19 protein-coding genes are annotated in these 19,002 nt (G+C 42.3%); 6 read left to right on the forward strand and 13 right to left on the reverse strand.

The window, feature by feature from the left end; translation table 11 throughout:
• Window positions 1-8 precede the first annotated feature (8 nt).
• On the reverse strand, window positions 9-1,460 hold the full coding sequence (locus AC58VC_RS20260) for a spore germination protein (protein ID WP_497370655.1): 1,452 nt from the start codon (window positions 1,458-1,460) through the stop codon (window positions 9-11).
• Window positions 1,461-1,529: 69 nt separating this feature from the next.
• Window positions 1,530-2,885 carry an aminotransferase-like domain-containing protein gene (locus AC58VC_RS20265; RefSeq protein WP_497370656.1) on the reverse strand — a complete coding sequence of 452 codons (1,356 nt, stop codon included), beginning with the start codon at window positions 2,883-2,885 and terminating at the stop codon, window positions 1,530-1,532.
• 118 nt (window positions 2,886-3,003) lie between these two features.
• On the opposite strand from AC58VC_RS20265, the gene AC58VC_RS20270 reads away from it, so the two are divergent.
• The 4 genes from AC58VC_RS20270 (at window position 3,004) to AC58VC_RS20285 (ending at window position 5,443) form a co-directional block, all read left to right on the forward strand.
• Window positions 3,004-3,966 (forward strand): DMT family transporter, encoded by a 963-nt coding sequence (locus AC58VC_RS20270; RefSeq protein ID WP_497370657.1) that lies wholly within the window; start codon window positions 3,004-3,006, stop codon window positions 3,964-3,966.
• A 158-nt stretch (window positions 3,967-4,124) separates the two neighbouring features.
• Window positions 4,125-4,457, forward strand: a complete 333-nt coding sequence (locus AC58VC_RS20275) for an ArsR/SmtB family transcription factor (protein WP_497370658.1) — start codon at window positions 4,125-4,127, stop codon at window positions 4,455-4,457.
• A gap of 127 nt (window positions 4,458-4,584) precedes the next feature.
• Window positions 4,585-4,989: an SRPBCC domain-containing protein gene (locus AC58VC_RS20280; RefSeq protein ID WP_497371354.1), complete on the forward strand. Its 405-nt coding sequence runs from the start codon at window positions 4,585-4,587 to the stop codon at window positions 4,987-4,989.
• 22 nt (window positions 4,990-5,011) lie between these two features.
• On the forward strand, window positions 5,012-5,443 hold the full coding sequence (locus AC58VC_RS20285; protein ID WP_497370659.1) for an SRPBCC family protein: 432 nt from the start codon (window positions 5,012-5,014) through the stop codon (window positions 5,441-5,443).
• Window positions 5,444-5,512: 69 nt separating this feature from the next.
• Here AC58VC_RS20285 and AC58VC_RS20290 read toward each other — a convergent pair whose 3' ends face one another.
• From AC58VC_RS20290 to AC58VC_RS20320, 7 genes are all read right to left on the reverse strand, one after another.
• The gene (locus tag AC58VC_RS20290) at window positions 5,513-7,348 is read right to left on the reverse strand and encodes a glycoside hydrolase family 97 protein (protein ID WP_497370660.1); all 1,836 of its coding nucleotides are present in this window, start codon (window positions 7,346-7,348) and stop codon (window positions 5,513-5,515) included.
• Window positions 7,349-7,390: 42 nt separating this feature from the next.
• Window positions 7,391-8,983: a type 2 periplasmic-binding domain-containing protein gene (locus AC58VC_RS20295; RefSeq protein WP_497370662.1), complete on the reverse strand. Its 1,593-nt coding sequence runs from the start codon at window positions 8,981-8,983 to the stop codon at window positions 7,391-7,393.
• Between the two features lie 18 nt (window positions 8,984-9,001).
• Entirely contained in the window at window positions 9,002-9,889 is an 888-nt protein-coding gene (locus tag AC58VC_RS20300; RefSeq protein ID WP_497370664.1) for a carbohydrate ABC transporter permease, read from the reverse strand.
• Between the two features lie 30 nt (window positions 9,890-9,919).
• On the reverse strand, window positions 9,920-10,879 hold the full coding sequence (locus AC58VC_RS20305) for an ABC transporter permease (RefSeq protein ID WP_497370666.1): 960 nt from the start codon (window positions 10,877-10,879) through the stop codon (window positions 9,920-9,922).
• A gap of 115 nt (window positions 10,880-10,994) precedes the next feature.
• On the reverse strand, window positions 10,995-12,716 hold the full coding sequence (locus AC58VC_RS20310) for a sensor histidine kinase (RefSeq protein ID WP_497370668.1): 1,722 nt from the start codon (window positions 12,714-12,716) through the stop codon (window positions 10,995-10,997).
• On the reverse strand, window positions 12,713-14,254 hold the full coding sequence (locus AC58VC_RS20315) for a response regulator (protein WP_497370670.1): 1,542 nt from the start codon (window positions 14,252-14,254) through the stop codon (window positions 12,713-12,715). Before AC58VC_RS20315 ends, AC58VC_RS20310 begins: the two co-directional genes overlap by 4 nt.
• Window positions 14,255-14,430: 176 nt before the next feature.
• Window positions 14,431-15,396, reverse strand: coding sequence for a right-handed parallel beta-helix repeat-containing protein (locus tag AC58VC_RS20320; RefSeq protein ID WP_497370672.1), 966 nt, complete (start codon window positions 15,394-15,396; stop codon window positions 14,431-14,433).
• Window positions 15,397-15,674: 278 nt separating this feature from the next.
• On the opposite strand from AC58VC_RS20320, the gene AC58VC_RS20325 reads away from it, so the two are divergent.
• On the forward strand, window positions 15,675-16,199 hold the full coding sequence (locus AC58VC_RS20325) for an alpha/beta fold hydrolase (RefSeq protein ID WP_497370674.1): 525 nt from the start codon (window positions 15,675-15,677) through the stop codon (window positions 16,197-16,199).
• Window positions 16,200-16,382: 183 nt separating this feature from the next.
• On the opposite strand, the gene AC58VC_RS20330 is transcribed toward AC58VC_RS20325, so the two are convergent.
• The 3 genes from AC58VC_RS20330 to AC58VC_RS20340 all read right to left on the reverse strand — a co-directional run bounded on the left by AC58VC_RS20330 (window position 16,383) and on the right by AC58VC_RS20340 (window position 17,851).
• Window positions 16,383-16,730, reverse strand: coding sequence for a DoxX family protein (locus AC58VC_RS20330; RefSeq protein ID WP_497370676.1), 348 nt, complete (start codon window positions 16,728-16,730; stop codon window positions 16,383-16,385).
• Window positions 16,731-16,806: 76 nt separating this feature from the next.
• Window positions 16,807-17,232 carry a MarR family winged helix-turn-helix transcriptional regulator gene (locus AC58VC_RS20335; protein WP_497370678.1) on the reverse strand — a complete coding sequence of 142 codons (426 nt, stop codon included), beginning with the start codon at window positions 17,230-17,232 and terminating at the stop codon, window positions 16,807-16,809.
• Between the two features lie 145 nt (window positions 17,233-17,377).
• The gene (locus AC58VC_RS20340) at window positions 17,378-17,851 is read right to left on the reverse strand and encodes an SRPBCC family protein (protein ID WP_497370680.1); all 474 of its coding nucleotides are present in this window, start codon (window positions 17,849-17,851) and stop codon (window positions 17,378-17,380) included.
• A gap of 147 nt (window positions 17,852-17,998) precedes the next feature.
• Here AC58VC_RS20340 and AC58VC_RS20345 point away from each other — a divergent pair, with 147 nt between their 5' ends.
• The gene (locus tag AC58VC_RS20345; protein WP_497370682.1) at window positions 17,999-18,334 is read left to right on the forward strand and encodes a nuclear transport factor 2 family protein; all 336 of its coding nucleotides are present in this window, start codon (window positions 17,999-18,001) and stop codon (window positions 18,332-18,334) included.
• On the opposite strand, the gene AC58VC_RS20350 is transcribed toward AC58VC_RS20345, so the two are convergent.
• The gene (locus AC58VC_RS20350) at window positions 18,324-18,878 is read right to left on the reverse strand and encodes a GNAT family N-acetyltransferase (RefSeq protein ID WP_497370684.1); all 555 of its coding nucleotides are present in this window, start codon (window positions 18,876-18,878) and stop codon (window positions 18,324-18,326) included. The genes AC58VC_RS20345 and AC58VC_RS20350 overlap by 11 nt on opposite strands.
• Window positions 18,879-19,002 lie beyond the last annotated feature (124 nt).

A 19,002-nucleotide genomic window follows, 5' to 3' on the forward strand; every position in this document is an offset into this window, starting at 1 on the left:
GAGCTGATTCATTCATCGATGTCTCTTTTTTTGTTAGCATTCTTCTTATTGAATCTTTCGGGTTTTGGTGATCTTAAAAAGCTAAATCTATGATGATATTTTGAATAAGGTGGACGAATCACTGTATCATATAAATCGGATGTACGGAAAGGATAAAAAGGCACCAAGTAAGGCATCCCGAGTGATGTTAGTCGCAAAAGATGTGCAACCAGTGCAAGTGTACAGATAAAAATACCAAGTAATCCCCATATCTGTGCTGCAATGATAAAGGGAAAACGAAGAATTCGTATAGTAGCACTCATTCGAAAGATAGGTGTTGTGAACGAAGCCAATGCCGATAGCGCTACAATGATCAATAAAAAGTTACTCGTAAGCGCAGCTTCTACTGCCGCCGTACCGAGCACAATACCTCCAACAATGCCAATGGTTTGTCCAATTTTCGTAGGTAATCTGGCGCCTGCTTCCCGTAACAACTCAATAACAAGCTCCATTATAATTACTTCAACAATTGGAGGAAATGGTACATTGATCCTCGAGGAAACGATTGTTGGCAAGAATATCGTTGAGATACTTTGACCGTGATAGGTCATAACAGCCACATAAAAGGATGAGGCATAGACGGAAAACAGTACAGATAACATGCGAATCATCCGTAATGATGAGCCAATGATCCATGGCAAATAATAATCTTCATACGTAATGAAAAATAACCATAAGTTGACCGGCGCAAAAAAAGCCGTCGGAGATCCGTCCTTCAATACGCATATTTGCCCCGAAGATACGGCCCAGGCAACGTAATCAGCCCTTTCAGTTCCAATGGTTTGTGGAAAGATGGAGTTAGAATTATCTTCAATCATTTGTTGAAGTAACGTGCTATCCGTAACTTGATCGAATTGAACGTCCTCTATGCGCTGAATGCATGTATTTAAATATTGTTCGTTCGTTATTCCTTCTATGTAAACAATCGCAACTCTTGATTTGGATATGGTTCCTATGGTGAGTTCTTTTACACGTAAATCAGGACTAGGAAGCCGCTTGCGAATCAAGTTAAGATTGACGTCTAAGGATTCAACAAAGGCTTCTCTCGGTCCTTCCACGGTGAATTCGATTTCGGGTATAGTTACACTACGCCCGTTGGATGCTGCCGCATTGACCAAAATGCATGGATGGCTTTGAAGTCCATATTGTATAGCTACATATCCACGATAAATCTTGTTTTGAATGAGATCCCAGTCGGAGGATATTTCTTTCTCCGCTACGGGTATCAAAGCGTACAAATCCTCGAAGGATATGTCCATTTTGCTGCTCAAACAGCCCAGAATGTGTTTCTGCAAGACTTCTTGCTCTACGAGAGATTTAAAATAGCCGATGAATAAAGGTTCAGAGCTCATTCGATGTTCGTAGCATACGAAATCCGCTGATTGGCTCAGCTCCTTCCATAATTGAGGGACTGAATTCACTTCTAATCACTCTTTTCTCAAATAATTTCTCACCTCATTGTGTCACTTTAAGTGGAAAATTATACAAAGTTAAACCATGTGTGCTGATTCGCGAAGAATTGTGCCAATCCGTTCTATTCCTCTTTCAATATCATCTTCGTTTACATTCGTAGCGTTTAGCTTCACCATATTTTCCCGCTCGAAATTGATCAAATAATTCCTATCCAATGACTCTAGCAGGATCGATTCTCTCCTTAGTTTTGCAATTAGCTTCGCAGAAGAAATTGTTTTATCCAGCAAGATATGCGTATGTATGAACGGATGATTTGAGCGCTCATAGATGAAGGCACCGCCGCTGCGCTCAGCTTCCTTCGCAAGAGCAGTATCAAGCAGTTTCGCCCTTGCTGTGTATCTGCTCCGGATTTTGGCCAGATGTCGGTCGAACATGCCACTACGCAAGTAAATTTCAAGAGCAGCCTGCGACAGCATGGAACTGTCGATATCGTGTTGTTTCTTGTACAAACTGAATGTTTCTGCTAGTTGAACAGGGATGACGGCAAGACCGATGCGCAGTCCGGGGAAAATAATTTTGGAGTAACTTTTTAAATAAATGACATGTGAAGAATCGTCATGTGCAAATATCGGATCAGCCTTGCTATCCTGCTCGAAATCGGCGAGGTAATCATCCTCAACGATGTATACATCATATTTGGCGGCAAGTTTAGCAAGCCGTTTCTTTTGTTTATTCGTATAGGAGCAGCCCAGAGGATTATGGAACCGTGGCATTGTATAAAAAAATTTGATGTTCTCCGTACGAAAAATTTTCTCTAACCTGTCAAAATCAATACCGGCGAACCGGCGTTCAATACCGATGACCGGCACACCGCGAGTCTCCAAATATTCGATAAACAAATGATAGCCAGGCTGTTCAATCAGCACCTTATGCTTGCCATTTGGAAACGGCATGGCAGCAAGCAACGAAAGCGCCTGCTGAACTCCGGATACAACAAAAATATTCCACTCTTCGGTAAACACCTGATAACCCATTAACTGCTTGCGTACGATATCGATCAGGGATGCCATGCCTTTGGCCGTGCCGTAAACAAATAAATCTTTCTGATAGGTGTCGATCGCTTTATTGATGCAATGCTGAAAATCTAAATATGGAAACACATTGGGATCAGGGGCAGCAGCTGAAAAGTCCAAAATTGGAGACAATTGGCTCTGGGTAGAATTCGTGCCTTTGACAATATAATAACCGCTCTTGGGCATCGCATAAATGAGATGACGCTTCTCAAGCTCATTCAATGCTTTAATGATTGTACTTTTGCTGCAACCGTATTGCTCCGAAAGTGTACGGATTGAAGGAAGTTTCTGTCCATCCTTATATGGCTCCTTCAGAATCAGTTCCTCTAGCTCATACATAAGCTTCAAATATATGTACATCGGATCAACTCCTTGCTCGAAATCTGTAACGGTACAGATGGTTTTTTTCCTTATTGTAGCATGTATCGCGGCTGAGATACGATATATCTAATCAAGTACAGTCACTAGGAGGAACGTCATGAAAGCCACTCAAATCGATACCAAAACAAAGCGCTTCGCATATTCAGCCATCGTTATTTATTCCACCATTGTAGGACTCTCTTTTCTTTTTGGAAAATTAGCTTTAACTGTTGCAACGCCTTTGGATAGCCTCGCTCACCGCTTTACTGTCTCCTTTATCTCTGCCACCCTTCCTGTTCTATTAGGTTGGGTGAAGCTTCAAGTTACACCGCGGGATGTGCTGGTTATTCTGCCACTTGCCGTTTTATATCCGACGATGTTTTTTGCTTTTCAAGCGTTTGGCTTGCAATTCACATCCTCCGCGGAAGCAGGCATCATCCATGCGACCGTGCCAATCTTTACTATGGTTGCGGCAGCCTATATGCTGAAGGAACGTACGACAAGGCTGCAACAGCTTGCCACGTTACTTTCCGTAGCAGGTGTCATATTCATCTTTGTCATGAAAGGCACAACAATAGCTCTTACGAATATGAAGGGCACGATATTCATTCTCTTGTCAGCACTCGCTCTAGCTGGATACAGCGTGCTTGCAAGGAAACTTACCTTGCGCTTGAAGGTGTTTGCAATGACTTATGTGATGACAGTGATTGGCTTCCTTGTATTTAACCTGATCGCTATTGGGCAGCATTTGGCAGAAGGATCGCTTTCCCTATATTTTCAGCCACTTGCAAACCCAGTGTTTCTGATGTCAATTCTCTATTTAGGCGTACTCTCCTCTCTTATCTCCAGTTTGCTTAGCAATTACGCATTATCGAAGCTGGAAGCATCGAAAGTAAGTGTATTCAATCATCTAGCTACTTTGGTTTCAATTGTTGGTGGCTTCGTTTTCTTGAATGAACAGCTTGCGTATTATCACATCATTGGCGCGGCTGTCATTATCGCGGGGGTGCTTGGCGCGAATGTGAGAACATGGCGTGGACGACAAGAAAACCGCCCTTATGAAAAGGCGCTTAATAAGTAGATTATTGCGCCAAAACCTTCTCAAGCTCGCCGCACCAATGACTCCAGCCATACTGAGCTCCGCCAAGTGCTTGTGCATTAGAGATTCCTGTTTGTTCTAAATATATGCATTTGCATTTATATAAACAAGTATTTATACTATAAATCAGACATGAGGTGATGATCCTGCCCGACATTTATGCCATTATAGCTGAACCCTCTCGGCGGCGAATCCTGGACCGTTTGCTACGTTCGGATTCAACAGTCAAAGAATTGACGGAAGAGCTGGGTTTATCACAGCCGCTTATTTCCAGCCATCTGCGTTTATTGCGTGAAAGCGGCCTCGTACGTGTTCAAACGGATGCGCAGCGTCGTATTTATTCCTTGGACGCAAGTCCACTTGCCGGTGTCGATGATTGGTTGAGCACTTACCGTGAGAAGTGGAATCGACACGTCGATAAGCTGGAAGAACATCTCGATTGGCAAAAACGAATCAATGAGGAGAAACGCTAATGAAACCACACGACGAAGAACTTGATCCCATACTTACCCGATCGGAGGAAGAATGGGAATTAATTCTTAAAAGAACACTAAAGCATCCGATGAGGATGTTTGGGCTGCTCTGACCGAATCTGGGCAGCTGCCCGCTTGGGGCCCTTTTGCCACTGACAGGGATCTTGTATCGACAGGACCAGTCGTGCTCTCCCATGTGAACTATTCAGAAGAAAACGTAAAAAGGCAAGGCGAAGTTCTTGCCGTTGAAGCCCCTCGCCTGCTTATTTTCAAATGGGGCATAGACATTTTACGCTGGGAATTAAGCTCGAGTGATAACAACACCCTTCTTATTCTGCGTCACCGCTTCACTGAGTATGAAATGGCTCCTTCTCTTGCCGCGGGTTGGACTTTGTGTTTGAAAGGCTTAACTGGCATACTCGAGGGTAAACAGATGCCTTCAATGGCCGGAAGCAATGCTGTACTTTATGGATGGCAAGGATTACACGATAAGTATAAGAAGTTTTTTGAAAGCAACTTAACGAACGACTAATCGAATAAAGCGAGGGTGACGAATGAACAATTTAACAAAGATGTTGATTGCAAAACCTGCTCATGAAGTATTTGAAGCATTTGTTGATCCTGATCAAATAGGTAACTTTTGGTTTTCCTCCAGTTCAGAGCGATGGGCATCTGGCAAGACGATCAAGCTACGCTACGATGAATACAACGCAGATGGGGAAATTAAAGTTAAAGAAATCGTGAATGATAAGAAAATTACATTCGAATGGGATTATGGTAATGTTGTACACCTCGTCACCATAACTTTCACGCTAAGAGACGAAATGAGCACGCTTGTTGAAGTAAACGAGGAAGGATTTGCTGACGACAAAGAGTCCATCCCTTTGCTTGTAGGCAACAAAGAAGGCTGGGTATATACATTGACTTGTCTCAAAGGCTATCTGGAACACGGAATCACGACACTACGTGCAGCGTTAGTGCATTAACAGGTCTAAAGAAAAAGGAAAGCACGCGGCAGACATGTTCAGTCGCCTCCTGCTTTCCTTTTTCTGTTTTCAGCTATAAGCTTTTACAATCCGAATCACGCTGCCACCGTTCACTCTTAGTTTCAGAAGAAGAGAATCCTTCTTCGTGACCGTTTCATGCCGAACTGAAATTTCGGTAGAATGTTTAAACCGGTAATGGTCCAGCTTATCGAATATTTCTTCGTATATTTCTGCCGTGTAGGATACGCCATCCTCGAGAAACGCGAGGTTCACACGAGCTGATCTTCCACTGGCCGCACAGATTGCGCCAACGAACCAATCGGAGCCACTGCGACGTGCCATCGTGACATACCGCCCCGGAAATCCTTCCAGCAGCAACGTTTGATCCCAAGTTGCAGGCACTTGTTGCAGAAATGGCTTACCTGCGCTATCCTCGTAAGCTTCGATCGAGTCTGCAAAGTTTTGCACCGCAGATTCGAACAATACGGCTAACGCCAGTTGATGACAATGACCGGTACGAGTTAGATTGGTGAACGTGACAGGTGTATAGTCCATAGAGCCGACCACATTGCGGGTAAAAGGTACCGTACAGTTATGCACCGCATTCGGGCCTTCGTTCAATGGATTTTTCCAATACTCTGCTCCAAATATACCTTCCCTGGTCATGACATGCGGCCACCGCCGCTGTTCACCGGATGGTTTAGTAGCTCCATGGTAATTGATCATTAGTTGATACTCGAGCGCCACTACAGCTATCATGTCATACACTTGAATCCTTTCTTGCGAGTCGCTATCGAAGAAGTCGACTTTGACGCCTTTCACTCCCCACCCTGACCACAAAGCCATTTTGCTCCGGCAAGTTGCTTCCTCTTTCAGCCCTTTGAAATGACTCCATAGCCAGATACCAACACCTTTAGTCTCAGCGTACTGGATCAGCTCAGGCACATTGACCGTGCTTTCCTCCCTGTCCCAACCGCCATCCACAAGGGAATATTCCCATCCCATATCAGCTGCGAAGTCAATGAACCGGAACTGCTTCTCCTGATCTCTGCAAGAAGCACTGTCTGAATACCATGACCAGGCGGAGCGGCCTGGACGAATCCATGACATGTCTTCTATCACGCTCGGCGGGTTCAAATGAAAGATCACCATGGATTCGACAATCGTCGAGAGCTCGTCACCGATGATAACTACTCTCCAAGGGGTAGCGAAGGGTCCCTCCGTAACATTCGGTCCCTCCTGGTCCGGTGCAAAAGCAAGTTCAAGCATACGCGGTTGTTTCTTGCTTGCTTTCACATGAGAGGCACAGTAGCTGCCATAAACCCCGGCTTCGCTTAGAAGCATCCAGCCGTCGTTGCCGATCTGGAACAGCATAGGCATCGCATAGCCATCCTCTTCCATCAGCTCAAGCATGCTATGATCATAGGTTCGCTCATAGCACTCCATGAATTTCTGCGCCCACACGTTGATTAGACGGTCCTGAGGAAGCGCGAATCCCGTTGGTTCCGAGAGTATCTGAATAAAACCTTCTTCAGGCATTTGATAATGGAAAGCAATCGCATCGTCGTAAGCGCGGAAGAACACTTGCAGCGTATGTACATTCTTAGAAAAATGAAGAGCTAACTCATTGGCTTGATTGCTACAATGTTTCATTTTCCCATGTGGCATCGTATAGCTTTCATTAATTTCTGTAGTGGCTATGCTAATAAACTGTAAGCCTTCTGTAAATGCCATCCGGTCCGTAACAATCCCTAGTGGAGAAGCTCCTACCAACTCAGTACCGTTTTTTTCCACATGATAGAACAAGCTTCCTTGATCATCGAGCATCACGTTGACCTGCAGCCTGCCATCCGGGGATGACAGGTGCCAAATCTGCTTGCGTGCAGACTGTACTGCCTCATTCATTGCTAACACCTTCCTTCCTATCATTGATATCGTCGTGCCCGTTTACTTCTTGAAATTTTCTTCATATTTCTTCTGGGCTTCGGCCATTACCTTGGAACCGCCCGCTTTATTCCACTCTTCCACATACTTATCGAAATCGCTTACAGGACGCTGTCCAGTAATGATATCGATGTAATATTTCAGTGTCATTTGATCGAGCGCATCGACGTTTTCGTTATAGGCTGCAATCGCAATTGGCTGCATAATATCATATTTTCCTTTGCCAATATGCTCGGAGGCCTTCCGCAAGGACATTAACTCGTTAAGGGTCATGTAGGGAGTCTGGAAGTCATAATCGTTAAACGATTTGCCAAGGAACGTATATTGTTGTCCGATACCGAACTTGATCTGTTCTTCTTCTTTATCAAATGGGGGGAGATACTTATAATCGCCTTTCTCGCCCTTATTGTAGGTTTTTCCTTTTTCCCCATACACAATATTCTCAAAAGTCTCTGCATTAAAAGCGGTCGCATCCGCAACTTGTAAATATTTGGCCATCTTCTCTTTATCATTTTCCATATGTTTACCGAATTGACCGCCTGAGCTTGCGATCGGGTTTAATTGGACGGTGCCCTGTTGTCCATCAGGACCTTTGGGTCCAGCGGTTAACACCCAGTTAGCAGCTGGCACATTGGCGCGAAGTTTATCGTAATATTTTCCGTCAAAAAAAGCGGCCTTCGTAATAAACTGATACCAGGAAGCGGTTACAATTCCAGCTTTGCTTGAGATGATCTTATCGTCCACATTCTGACCCTTGTTCAGAACGAATTCGGGGTCAAGCAGTTCTTCCTTGTACCATTTATTGAGAAGCGTAAGTGCTTGTTTCGCTCCCGGCTCAATCTCACCCCGCACGATTTTACCATCCTTATCTGTGAAAGTGCCTGGGAATACGCCGAATGCCCCGAATACCGGGCTGAATATATCTTTCACACCTACAGCTTGACCCGTCCAACCATAGGTATCCTTTTTACCGTTTTTATCTGGATCGTTATTGCGGAATTTGCGCAAAGCATCTTCGAATTCGTCCAAAGTTTCAGGATTTTTCGTGATCCCAACTTGATCTAGCCAATCTTTACGTAATCCAACAACCGTACGATCGGGTCCTAGTGTCTGGATAATTGGCATGGAATAGTTCTTCCCATCTCGCTTGTATAACTTCAAAGGATCATCACCCAGATGTTTTTTGAGCCAAGCCCAGTAATTGGGGGCATTCTTCTCTATAAGCTCCTGCGGGATTTCGGCAACAGCTCCTTGATTCACCAGTTTCTCATATTCGGGAAAGCCTAAATCCACCCAAACATCCGGGATTTCCCCAGAAGCCACTTTTAACAGAAGCTCCTCTTTGTAGTTATCTTTCGATCTTGGAAGCTGTTCAATTTCGACATTAAATTTATTCTCTACATATTTGATGGCATAAGAATCTTTGACAGTTTTATCGAAGTTCTGATTCAAATAGCTTAACTTAAATTTTTTATCAACCTGCGGTGCAGCACTCTGTTCCCCATTTACGCCTTTTTCCGTCGAACAGCCTGCCAGAACTGCCCCAAACAAAGCTACGCTTAATGTCACTGGAATAACCTTTTTCAATCTAATCACCCTTTCTATCCCCATTGTTTATCCTTTAACGGCACCGATCATGATCCCTTTAACAAAATACTTTTGCACGAAAGGGTAAATCACCAACATAGGAATGACCGAAAACATAATGACCGTAGCTTGCAACTGGCGTGTAGAGAACATGTCCTTCTGATCGAACTGATACAGCATTGCATTCAATTGATCCATATTGTTATCTACGATGATTTTTCTGAGGACGACCTGCAGAACCTGCTTCTTCGGGTCAGTAATATAAATCAATGCGTCAAACCAAGCATTCCAATGTTGAACGGCAATCCATAAGGCGACAGTAGCCAATACTGGTTTGGATAAAGGCACAATTATTTTGCGAAAAATAAAGAAGTACCCTGCTCCGTCCACACGCGCAGACTCTTCCAAGCTTTCCGGAATGGATCGGAAGAAGTTTCTCATAATTAAGGCATTGAACGCACTTATCATACTAGGCAATACAAGCGCCCAAATGGAGTTATAAATGCCGAGTTTCTTAATGAGCAGATAATTGGGAATTAAACCTCCGCTGAACAGCATAGTGAACAGAACAAGTGATGTAATTGCTCGGTTGAACGGCAAATCTTTTTTGGATAAGGGGTAGGCGAACAACGCGGTAAAAGTTAAACTAAAACTTACAGCCAGAAGCGTTCGAAGGATTGTATTTCCATAACCAGTCCAAATCGCTTTGTATTGAAAAATAACATGGTAGCTTTCAAACGAAAGCTTGCTCGGAAAAAGTAACATTCCCGTTGTGTATAAGGTGTTTTCAGCACTAACCGACGTCACTACTTGATTCCAGAAAGGGTACAAGGTGATAAGCGTGATCACAATCATAACCAGGTAGAGCGACAATTCGCCGATCTTCTCTGCGGTTGTTTTTTTCGTATATTTCATAAGCTGATCTCCTCCATCCCTCTCGCCAGATTACCAAAGGGTATGGTCCTTTCCTCCCATCATGTGAACGGCTTTATTCACAAGCACGATTAGAACAAGAGCTACGACAGATTTAAAGAGCCCAACCGCTGTCGCGTAGCTATAATTCGTTTCCAGCAAACCTTTTCTATACACGAAAGTATCGAGAATGTCAGATACCCCGTACACTTTGGGGTTATACATATTGAAAATTTGATCGAAGCCGGCATCCAGCACATGCGCCATACGAAGAATCAGCATTATGGAGATGACAGGTAACAGCATTGGGAGCGTAATGTAGATCATTCTTTTGAAACGATTGGCACCGTCCATGATGGCTGCTTCCTGAAGCTGCGGATCAATCCCGGCTATCGCCGCAAAATAAACGATGGAGCCCCAACCGAATCCTTGATAAATGTCCGTAATGACCAGAATGGAACGGAAGTAACGATCGTCAGCCATAAATAGGACAGGATCTCCGCCGAACAGCTTAACCATCGCGTTAACAGGACCGTTCAGCGAGAATATGCTAATGAAAATCCCTGCCAAAATGACCCAAGACATAAAATGTGGCAAATAGGAGATCGTCTGTACGAGTCTTTTAAACCGTTCTCTCGTTATTTCACTTAACAGGAGGGCGAATATAATCGGAATTGGGAAAGCAAATACAATTTTATACAGACTGATTATGAGGGTATTGTTTAAAACACGATAAAAGTTCGGATCCGCAAATACTTTCTGAAAATGCTCGAATCCAACCCATGGGCTGGCAATAATGCCCTGCATGATTTTGAAATTTTTAAACGCAAGAACAACGCCATAGATCGGGACATAATGAAAAAGAATAAAATAAAGCAAGCCTGGAAGCAGCATAAAGTAAAGAACTTGATACCCTTTTATTTTCCGTCTGAATTCGCTTTTCGTTCTGGAAATGGTTTCGGTACTTTGGTTCGCAACAACAGATTCCTGCAAGAAGACCTCTCCTTTCCCATAAAATGAAATGAATGCGCATTCACTTGTTATTTACTATAGCACAGCACTTATTTCATTGATTTATCTCATTTTTTTGAAAAATATCGTTTTATTGCTATTTCGTATTTTTATATTTCGGAATCGTCATTTTCATCGTCGTGCCTTGTCCTTTTTCACTAATAACTTCAATGCCATACTCTTTCCCGAACACTAATTTAATCCGCTCGTTCACATTTTTTAATCCATATCCTTTGGATTGTTGAATCAGAATCTCACCGAGCAGCTTCTTATCGATACCGGGTCCATTGTCAGTCACTTTAATTTCAATCACGTCCTTGTTTATCAGAGCCCTAATCATCAGCTTACCGCCGCCTTCTTGCTTTTGGTCAATCCCATGTACGATCGCATTCTCGACAAGCGGTTGAATCGATAGATTCACCGTATCGTACTGATAGATCTCATCATCGATCTGGTAGCTGACTTCAAAGCTGTAATCGTGCATCACTAACTGAATTTCTACAAACGACTGAGTGTTCTGCAGCTCATCCTTGAGAGAGGTCAAACTTTCGCCACGGTTCAAAGCAGTCCGGTAAAATCTAGACAGCATTGTTACGACATGGCTTATATCCACAGCACCTATCTTCAATGATTTCCAATTAATGACGGACAATGTATTGTATAAAAAATGCGGATTTATTTGAGCCTGGAGTGCTTTAAACTCCGCTTCCTTCTGAATAAGCTTGTTCTGATAGACTTCCGTCACCAGTTCATTAATACGCCGCAGCATGATGCCGAAGCGATTCGTTAATTCCCCTATTTCGTCCCTACTCTCGCTTCGGATATCCATTTGCCAATTACCCAATTGCACTTGCTTCATTAATTTATTGAGATGGTATATACGTTTGATCATGGTATGCGAAAATACCGATATAAGGACAACCAATATGACCATGCAGGTAAGAATGAGCACAATCGTCGCTTTTACAATACTCGTCGCATCCATGGAAATATCCTGTTCTGGAATATAGTAATAAAGCGACCAATTGGCTTGACGAAGAGGCTCCTGAATCAAGATGTAAGGAAGGCCATCGACTTCGACCATCCCCTTGGACCCTTCCGAATTCTGCAGCAACTGTTGTTGTATGGCTACAGAATCATTGTTCTTGGAGTAGACGATACGATTATTTGGGCCCGAGATAAATATCCCCTCCCGTGCGGACTGCGCCGTTGTCACCGAAGTAAGCGAATCAAAATAACGTTCTTTGTTCAGCTTCAAATACAAGATGCCGGACATCTGATCATATAGAATCGTTGGAAACTGTCTGTATACCGCAAGTTCCGGTCCTTCAAGAAACCAACCCGTTTTCTTAAGCTCTGTAGCGTCTCTATACCACTGGCTCGTCTCCTTAATCCGATTGAGCGAAAGAATAAACTCACCATACTCAGGCATTGTGCCAGAGGTATACACGGTGAGTTGTAAGATGTCAGTGTTCAAATTTTTGATCATACTAAAATAGGGACTCACATAATTTCGTAGGTCCTCAGAAAGAAGGGTAAGGTTCGTATAATTCATACCAAAAATGCGCTGTAGACCTGTATTCATAACTACAGAATCGACCGTCCGCTCAACCTGCTCTGTCTTATCATTCATCCCTCTTGCTAACGTTGCAACGGTATTCTGCAATCCTTGGATCGCTTGTTTTTGGAGAAAAAGCTTGGATTGATTGTACGAATAGGTTCCTAATAAAGCCAGAGGAATCAAGCTTACGACTAGGTAAGACAGAATTAGCTTTTGTTTTAAGCGCATGTTTCTAAACACGACCAGCCAGCGGCTCATGCAGGGTCCCCTTCCCTATACTTGGCGGGTGTTTTCCCGTAATAATTTTTGAATATGGAACAGAAATAAGCGAAGCTCGTATAGCCCACCTCATGGGAGATATCGGAAATTTTCTTATTGGTACTTCGAAGCAGTTCACCCGCTTTGTCCAACCTGTAGCAGGTAATATATTTCACAAGACTAGCTCCTGTTTCTTTCTTGAATAGGTGGCTTAAATAGCTCGGGGACAAGCATACCTTCTCAGCCAAAGAATCCAAGCCGATATCCTGCCCATAATCGCGGTGAATAAGCTTGAGTACTTCGCTGATCACCTTCCTGGGGGAATCTCCAGCCGATTTCTCCCGCTCTTCTATCAAGTCGATCATTAAATCCTTCAGCTGAAGCAGGTTTTGTGTCAGATAAATTTGCTCAACAAACTTTTGAAAGGTAGTCGTGCATTCACGTTTATAAGCCTGGACATATTTCTTTGCAATTTCCGTGCATATGTATTTAACATAAATGGTGGATAGTTTATTGCTGGTTTGGAGTTCCATAAACATTCTTTCGATTCCGGTACGGATCAAATGAGATTCACCGTAGCTGATGTAGGTTGAAATTTCATTGAGTAAATAGTCGATATCTGCCGGTTCTTCCTGCCGTGGAGCGTTCGTTTCTTCGGTAAACATCATGGCCGTTGCAGGCAGGAAAAACTTATATTCGAGCACTTTCTCCATCTCCTGATACTCAGCAGCCATCATCCTAATGCCGTTAAGTAACTTGCTGAACACAAGCACATGATCAGCATTATAGTTATCAATGAGAAACTCTTGCAGTTGTAAGCTATATGGCTCTAAACTCATGTAGTCCCAGCTGGCTTCCATTTGTAAGAATAGAACACTTTGATATTCATTCAAGTTCACGTACAAACATTCCCAAGGAAGTCTTGATAGCATCTCAGCTTCGAACCCATTATCAACGGAATCAAAAAATTTCCTGCGCATATCTAATAAAATCATTCGAAAACTTGTGTGTTCGTTCAGCCAGCCGTAAGCATTCTCGCCCGATTCGAAGGAACGTGTAGATTCGACTCCTTGTAATAACTCAAGCAATATCTGCTCCTGTACGTAACGGTTTCCGATTTCGTATACCTGCTGAAGCTTAAGCGTTTTTTCTCTTTGCTCCCGATCTCCATCGCATAGCTTAACAACCTGGGCCACAACCTCCAGAAACTCGGCTACCTCAACAGGCTTCAGCAAATAGTGAACAACATGGATTTGGATGGCTTGTTTGGCATACTCGAAATCTCCGTATGCGCTTACAATAATAACTTTAAGCTTGGGATTGAGCTTCTTTGCTTTCGCTGCAAGCGCGAGCCCATCCATAAATGGCATGCGAATATCAGTAAACAGAATATCTACTTCGTGAGCTTGTAAATAGTCCATTGCTTTAACGCCATTTTCCGCTTCAGCCGTATTCAGGTTCAGCCCCATCGTTTCTATTAAAAATTTGATGCCTTCGCGTTCAATTTTTTCATCATCAACAATCAGAGCTCTGTACATCGAACCACCATCCGCATCCATATTTGCCCATTATCGGTTACTTTGATCTTACATGGATTGAATCCTACACTCCATGTGTTAACTTTAATGCGACTGTGTTTTTTTATGATTCGTTGCATGCAAAACAGGCTGCCGCCAATATAACTTCGATAACCTGTTTGCTGCATGGATGATGATTAATCTTTGATTGAATTCTGGATAATATTATTGTTCTCTCCTTGATCTTTGATGTTATGCGGATTATTGCGTTTGAACTGATTTTCGAACACCAAATTTGCTGTATGTGGATTGTGGATAAATACGCCGTTATCTTCATTTTTTTCAATTTTATTATTCTGAATGTCATTGAAATCAGAGAAAATTTGAATACCGCTTTGCTTATTATCTTTGATCTCATTACATCCAGCAAAGTTATAATTAAACGAGATTAGCAAGCCATTTTCACGGTTATCTTTAATTTGGCTATCCAAAATGATCGTATTCGTGCTCTGCGCATTCACGCCGTTATTTCCATTGTTAGATATCTTATTATCATAAATAAGGTTATTATCTAACCGATTCACCAGAATCCCGTCCCCTTTATTATTGGATATCTGATTGCCCACAATTGCATTATGATTGCCATCTATGACTTCGATACCTTGGGCTGAATTGTGTTTCAGCTTATTCTTAATCACCCAATTTCCTGTAACAGATTGAAGCGTAATACCTGATCCCGATCCCAAGATTCCAATTCGCTCAATTACATTTTTCATGATCAGATTACCCACGGAATTAGTTACAAAAATACCATGCGGATTAACGCCTCCGCCAATATCACTGATTTTGTTATTAAGAATATGATTGGATTTCGCGTTAATAAGCTGAATGCCACGTGAAAGGTAGTTTTTAATTCTAAAACCGTAAATTTCAACACCAGCAACGCTGTTTAACTCAAATGCTTCTAGTAGCGTACAGTTTCCATCAAGAATCGCACCATACTTATGTTTGGAGATGATTCTAATGTTGTTTTTCTCACTTGATACCTGTATATTTTCATGGTACACACCTCTATGTACCCAAATAACATCGCCTTCATTCGCTAATGTAACTGCATCTTGTATGGCTGTCTGGCTGTTGGGAAATACTTCAATGATCGCCATTCTATCACCTCAATCGATAAGAATTAACTATCTGTTATATAGTAAATTCAAAGCGATGCTGCTTAGACAGGAACAATAGACTAGATCAATTACTATTTTTACATCAAGTAGAAACATTGTATATAAAAGGAGTTGCAGCAGTATGTCTAACCATGAAAACCTTCCAATTGGAAAAGATTATCCCTTCGAGTCACGTTTTCTTCAGGTAAATGGTCAGCAATTGCATTATATCGATCAGGGTCAGGAGATCCTATCTTATTCTTTCACGGCAACCCGACATGGTCATACATGTGGACTATATTAGCCAGTTTATCGAAAAACTAGGTCTTACTAATTTGGTTCTCGTCGGGCACGATTGGGGAATGGCGATTGGATTACATTATGCTATGAATCACCCAGATCAGGTGAAGGCCGTTGCGATGATTGAACCGCAAGCCTTGTATCCATGCCCGTCTTGGGCAGAGTTTACGCCTGCTGAAGCGAAAAAGCTTTTTCAAACGCTGCGCGATCCCGAGCTGGGATGGCCATTGATGCGGGATAAGAGCGTGTTCGTTGAAGGTATGCCTACTATCATCATTAACCGATCTTTAACTGCAGAAGAGCATGAACACTATCGCGAACCTTCAAAGACCAGGACAAAAGAAAACCGATGTGGGTGTTTCCGAACCAAATACCAATTGAGGGTGAACCGAATGAAGTCGTACAAGCCGTGCTATTACGCAATACATGGTTCACAGCGACCTCCATGCCGAAAATTCTGTTTTACGCTACGCCTGGATGTACCATGCGCGAACCGCAACTAAGCTGGTGCCAAGCAAATCTACAGAACTTGACGACTCTCGATATTGGCAAGGGTTACCATCATTTAGTTGAGGAGAACCCGCATTACATTGGTCAAGAACTACAACGGTGGTATCATCTAGTTAGACAAGAGTAAAATGAAGGCTGCCACTTGTTACCGGCAGCCTCGTCTCGTTCTTTTAGTTTCAATTCCAGAGGTTTAAATGATAAAGAGCAATCGCAAATGACAGCAGACATAACACGATTGCTGGGATCGCTTTTGTAAATGGATCACGCGCGATCACAATCAAAGTACAGGCTGCAGCCAGCATTGTCGCTCCTAGAAGTAATCCGGATAACAGAGCTACGATTGGATACCATATCCCTACTATCATGCCAATTGAGCCAATGATTTCAAAAAAACCTGTTAAGAAGTTAAAGAAAGACGGAAGCCCAAATCGACTAAATTCCTTTGCCATTTTGCCTGAAATTATTCTCGTTCCTGTTATTAGGAAGAAAATGCCCAAAATAACTTGTAAAATAATAATTAACATAACGGATTCACTCTCTTTCTGGTTATATACCCACTAAATTTATATGCTATAGCATATATTTAGAGTGCCTAAGCACTTATTCATCTTTCACGCTTTCATACAGTTTGCTAAGCAGCTCATGTAGCTGCTCAATCTCGTCGCTACTCAAATATTGGGTAACGTGATCGTGAGCTGCCGTTACAATTGGCAAAAGCTTTGTTTTGAGACTCATTCCTTTATCGCTAAGGAACAGGTTGTGGGAACGTTTATCGGAATCATTTTGTATTCTTCTTACGATTTCTTTCTTTTCAAGTGAATAAATCATTCTCACAACCGTGGTTTGATCTCTATCAATGGCTTCAGCAAGCTCTTTCTGGCTCGTTGCTCTTTCTGTGTCAAGTACAAGGATGATCCCCCATTGCTCAGGAGTCACTTCATATTGCTTTAGCTTTTTTGTGAAAAAATTAGTCATTTTTACATCTGTTCGGTGCACAAGAAAACCAGTGAGGTTATTAATCTCCATGCTGTACGCTCCTTTCTCTATTCAAATAATATATGCTATAGCATATAAAATATCTTAAATACGTTTGTTTGTCAAATGGACGATAAAACCAGCGGCATTACTGGGCTATTTCCTACTGCCGCTGGTTTTAAGGCTTGTCCGCACATTAAGATAAACTTGCCAGATGCTCTCCAAGGCGATCCATCGTCTGTTCAGCTCCTGGAACGGCATAAACTTTCACTTTCTCAAATACAGCAGTTGTTTCTTCAAAAACCGAGCTATACGTGAGTTTGGTTTTCCCTTCTAAGTCCTCAAAAGTTGCTGTCGCGATAAAATGAGGAAACACGGCGTGTTGGAGGACGATTCGCTCTGGTTTATCAACCACGAGAATCTCGTTCGTGTTAGGAAAATCAACGCCATCAGGACTATGCATGATAAACTCCCATGTACCCCCTGGTTCCATTTCAAACTTCTGAAAAGTCGTTGAAAAGCCTTGAGGCCCCCACCATTTCGACAGCTGCTCCTCATTCGTCCAAGCATCAAACACAACATCGCGTGGAACATCAAATATACGGGTGATCACAATCTCGCATTCCCCTACTTGTGTCGCGACTGTATTTGTTTCGTTGTTTGGGTTCATGTCCATTCCTCCAATATGAATTAGTAATTCAATCATAGCAAATAGCCGCGTAGACATCCATTTATATATAGTTTGTCACTCTTCTACAAAGTGTCTATTTCGTTTATACTAGCTACTGACAATGACATTCATTTTGGAGGAAAGAACATGGAAAACTCAGTAGTAGAAAGACAATTACAGGCTTATAACAATAAAAATATCGACTTGTTTATGGGGTGTTATAGTGAGGATGTGAAAATCTATGATTTTCCTGACACGCTTACCATGGAAGGCCAAGAGGCCATGAGATCTCGTTATCAAAGATTATTTGAAACTTATCCTAATATGTATGCAACGGTTGATAAAAGGATTATTCATGGCAAATATGTCATCGACCATGAGAAAATAACGGGTAGATTAGAAGAAGGCGCTATTTTGGAAGCTGTTGCTATGTACGAAATAAAGGATGATATCATTATTAAGGTCTGGTTTCTTAGGAATTAACGTTAAAGACCTGAATATACCCGTCCCATTTCGGAGGAAATGAATCAATATTCTCAAAATGACCATGCGTATAGTCATGAATAACGGCTTGCCAAAATTGTTGCGCTGCTGTGTTTGTTCTCAGTTGCTTAACCTCCCAATGCCCAGGGAAGTTGCGGAACACTTCATGCGCAGCAATTTTACCAATTCCTAATCTTCTCCATTTGCGCATGATGAAGAATTCTGCCATTGTATGCGTATCTTTCCCACGTTCTCGGAAGGATGAGACATTATTTTTTAGCACAAATCCAGCTAATTCATCATTAACTTTTATTAAAAATGCGATCCTGCCCTCTTCCTTTCTTCCTTGTTCCGTCCAATAGTGGTCCAAATACGGATAATCAAATACGCCGTGTGAATCAGGACAATCCCCCGTATGTTCACTTTCATCATATAGATAAAGCTGCATTAAGTTTCGGAATATGGTCTTATCACTGATCGTACTTCGAATTATTTGTACATTTATTTCATTCTTTTGATTAGCTGTCACCATATCTTTTTCCACCTTTATCTTCTATTTATTAATTTTAACAAAAAATCTAAGTGCTTTACTAAGTAACAAATGGTTTTATTTTTTTTGCCGGGTCGATCGCTCAAGAACGGACTCCTCTTTCCAGCCCAATATTTTA

The sequence above is a fragment of the Paenibacillus sp. J22R67 genome (assembly GCF_059692175.1).

Excerpts from the sequence above, each read along its gene's own strand:
- AC58VC_RS20300 (WP_497370664.1), bottom strand. The coding sequence starts at position 9,889 with ATGAAATATACGAAAAAAACAACCGCAGAGAAGATCGGCGAATTGTCG.
- AC58VC_RS20320 (WP_497370672.1), bottom strand. The coding sequence starts at position 15,396 with ATGGCGATCATTGAAGTATTTCCCAACAGCCAGACAGCCATACAAGAT.
- AC58VC_RS20335 (WP_497370678.1), bottom strand. The coding sequence starts at position 17,232 with ATGGAGATTAATAACCTCACTGGTTTTCTTGTGCACCGAACAGATGTA.
- AC58VC_RS20270 (WP_497370657.1), top strand. The coding sequence starts at position 3,004 with ATGAAAGCCACTCAAATCGATACCAAAACAAAGCGCTTCGCATATTCA.
- AC58VC_RS20325 (WP_497370674.1), top strand. The coding sequence starts at position 15,675 with ATGGTCATACATGTGGACTATATTAGCCAGTTTATCGAAAAACTAGGT.
- AC58VC_RS20340 (WP_497370680.1), bottom strand. The coding sequence starts at position 17,851 with ATGAACCCAAACAACGAAACAAATACAGTCGCGACACAAGTAGGGGAA.
- AC58VC_RS20290 (WP_497370660.1), bottom strand. The coding sequence starts at position 7,348 with ATGAATGAGGCAGTACAGTCTGCACGCAAGCAGATTTGGCACCTGTCA.
- AC58VC_RS20310 (WP_497370668.1), bottom strand. The coding sequence starts at position 12,716 with ATGAGCCGCTGGCTGGTCGTGTTTAGAAACATGCGCTTAAAACAAAAG.
- AC58VC_RS20315 (WP_497370670.1), bottom strand. The coding sequence starts at position 14,254 with ATGTACAGAGCTCTGATTGTTGATGATGAAAAAATTGAACGCGAAGGC.
- AC58VC_RS20330 (WP_497370676.1), bottom strand. The coding sequence starts at position 16,730 with ATGTTAATTATTATTTTACAAGTTATTTTGGGCATTTTCTTCCTAATA.
- AC58VC_RS20285 (WP_497370659.1), top strand. The coding sequence starts at position 5,012 with ATGAACAATTTAACAAAGATGTTGATTGCAAAACCTGCTCATGAAGTA.
- AC58VC_RS20265 (WP_497370656.1), bottom strand. The coding sequence starts at position 2,885 with ATGTACATATATTTGAAGCTTATGTATGAGCTAGAGGAACTGATTCTG.
- AC58VC_RS20345 (WP_497370682.1), top strand. The coding sequence starts at position 17,999 with ATGGAAAACTCAGTAGTAGAAAGACAATTACAGGCTTATAACAATAAA.
- AC58VC_RS20275 (WP_497370658.1), top strand. The coding sequence starts at position 4,125 with ATGATCCTGCCCGACATTTATGCCATTATAGCTGAACCCTCTCGGCGG.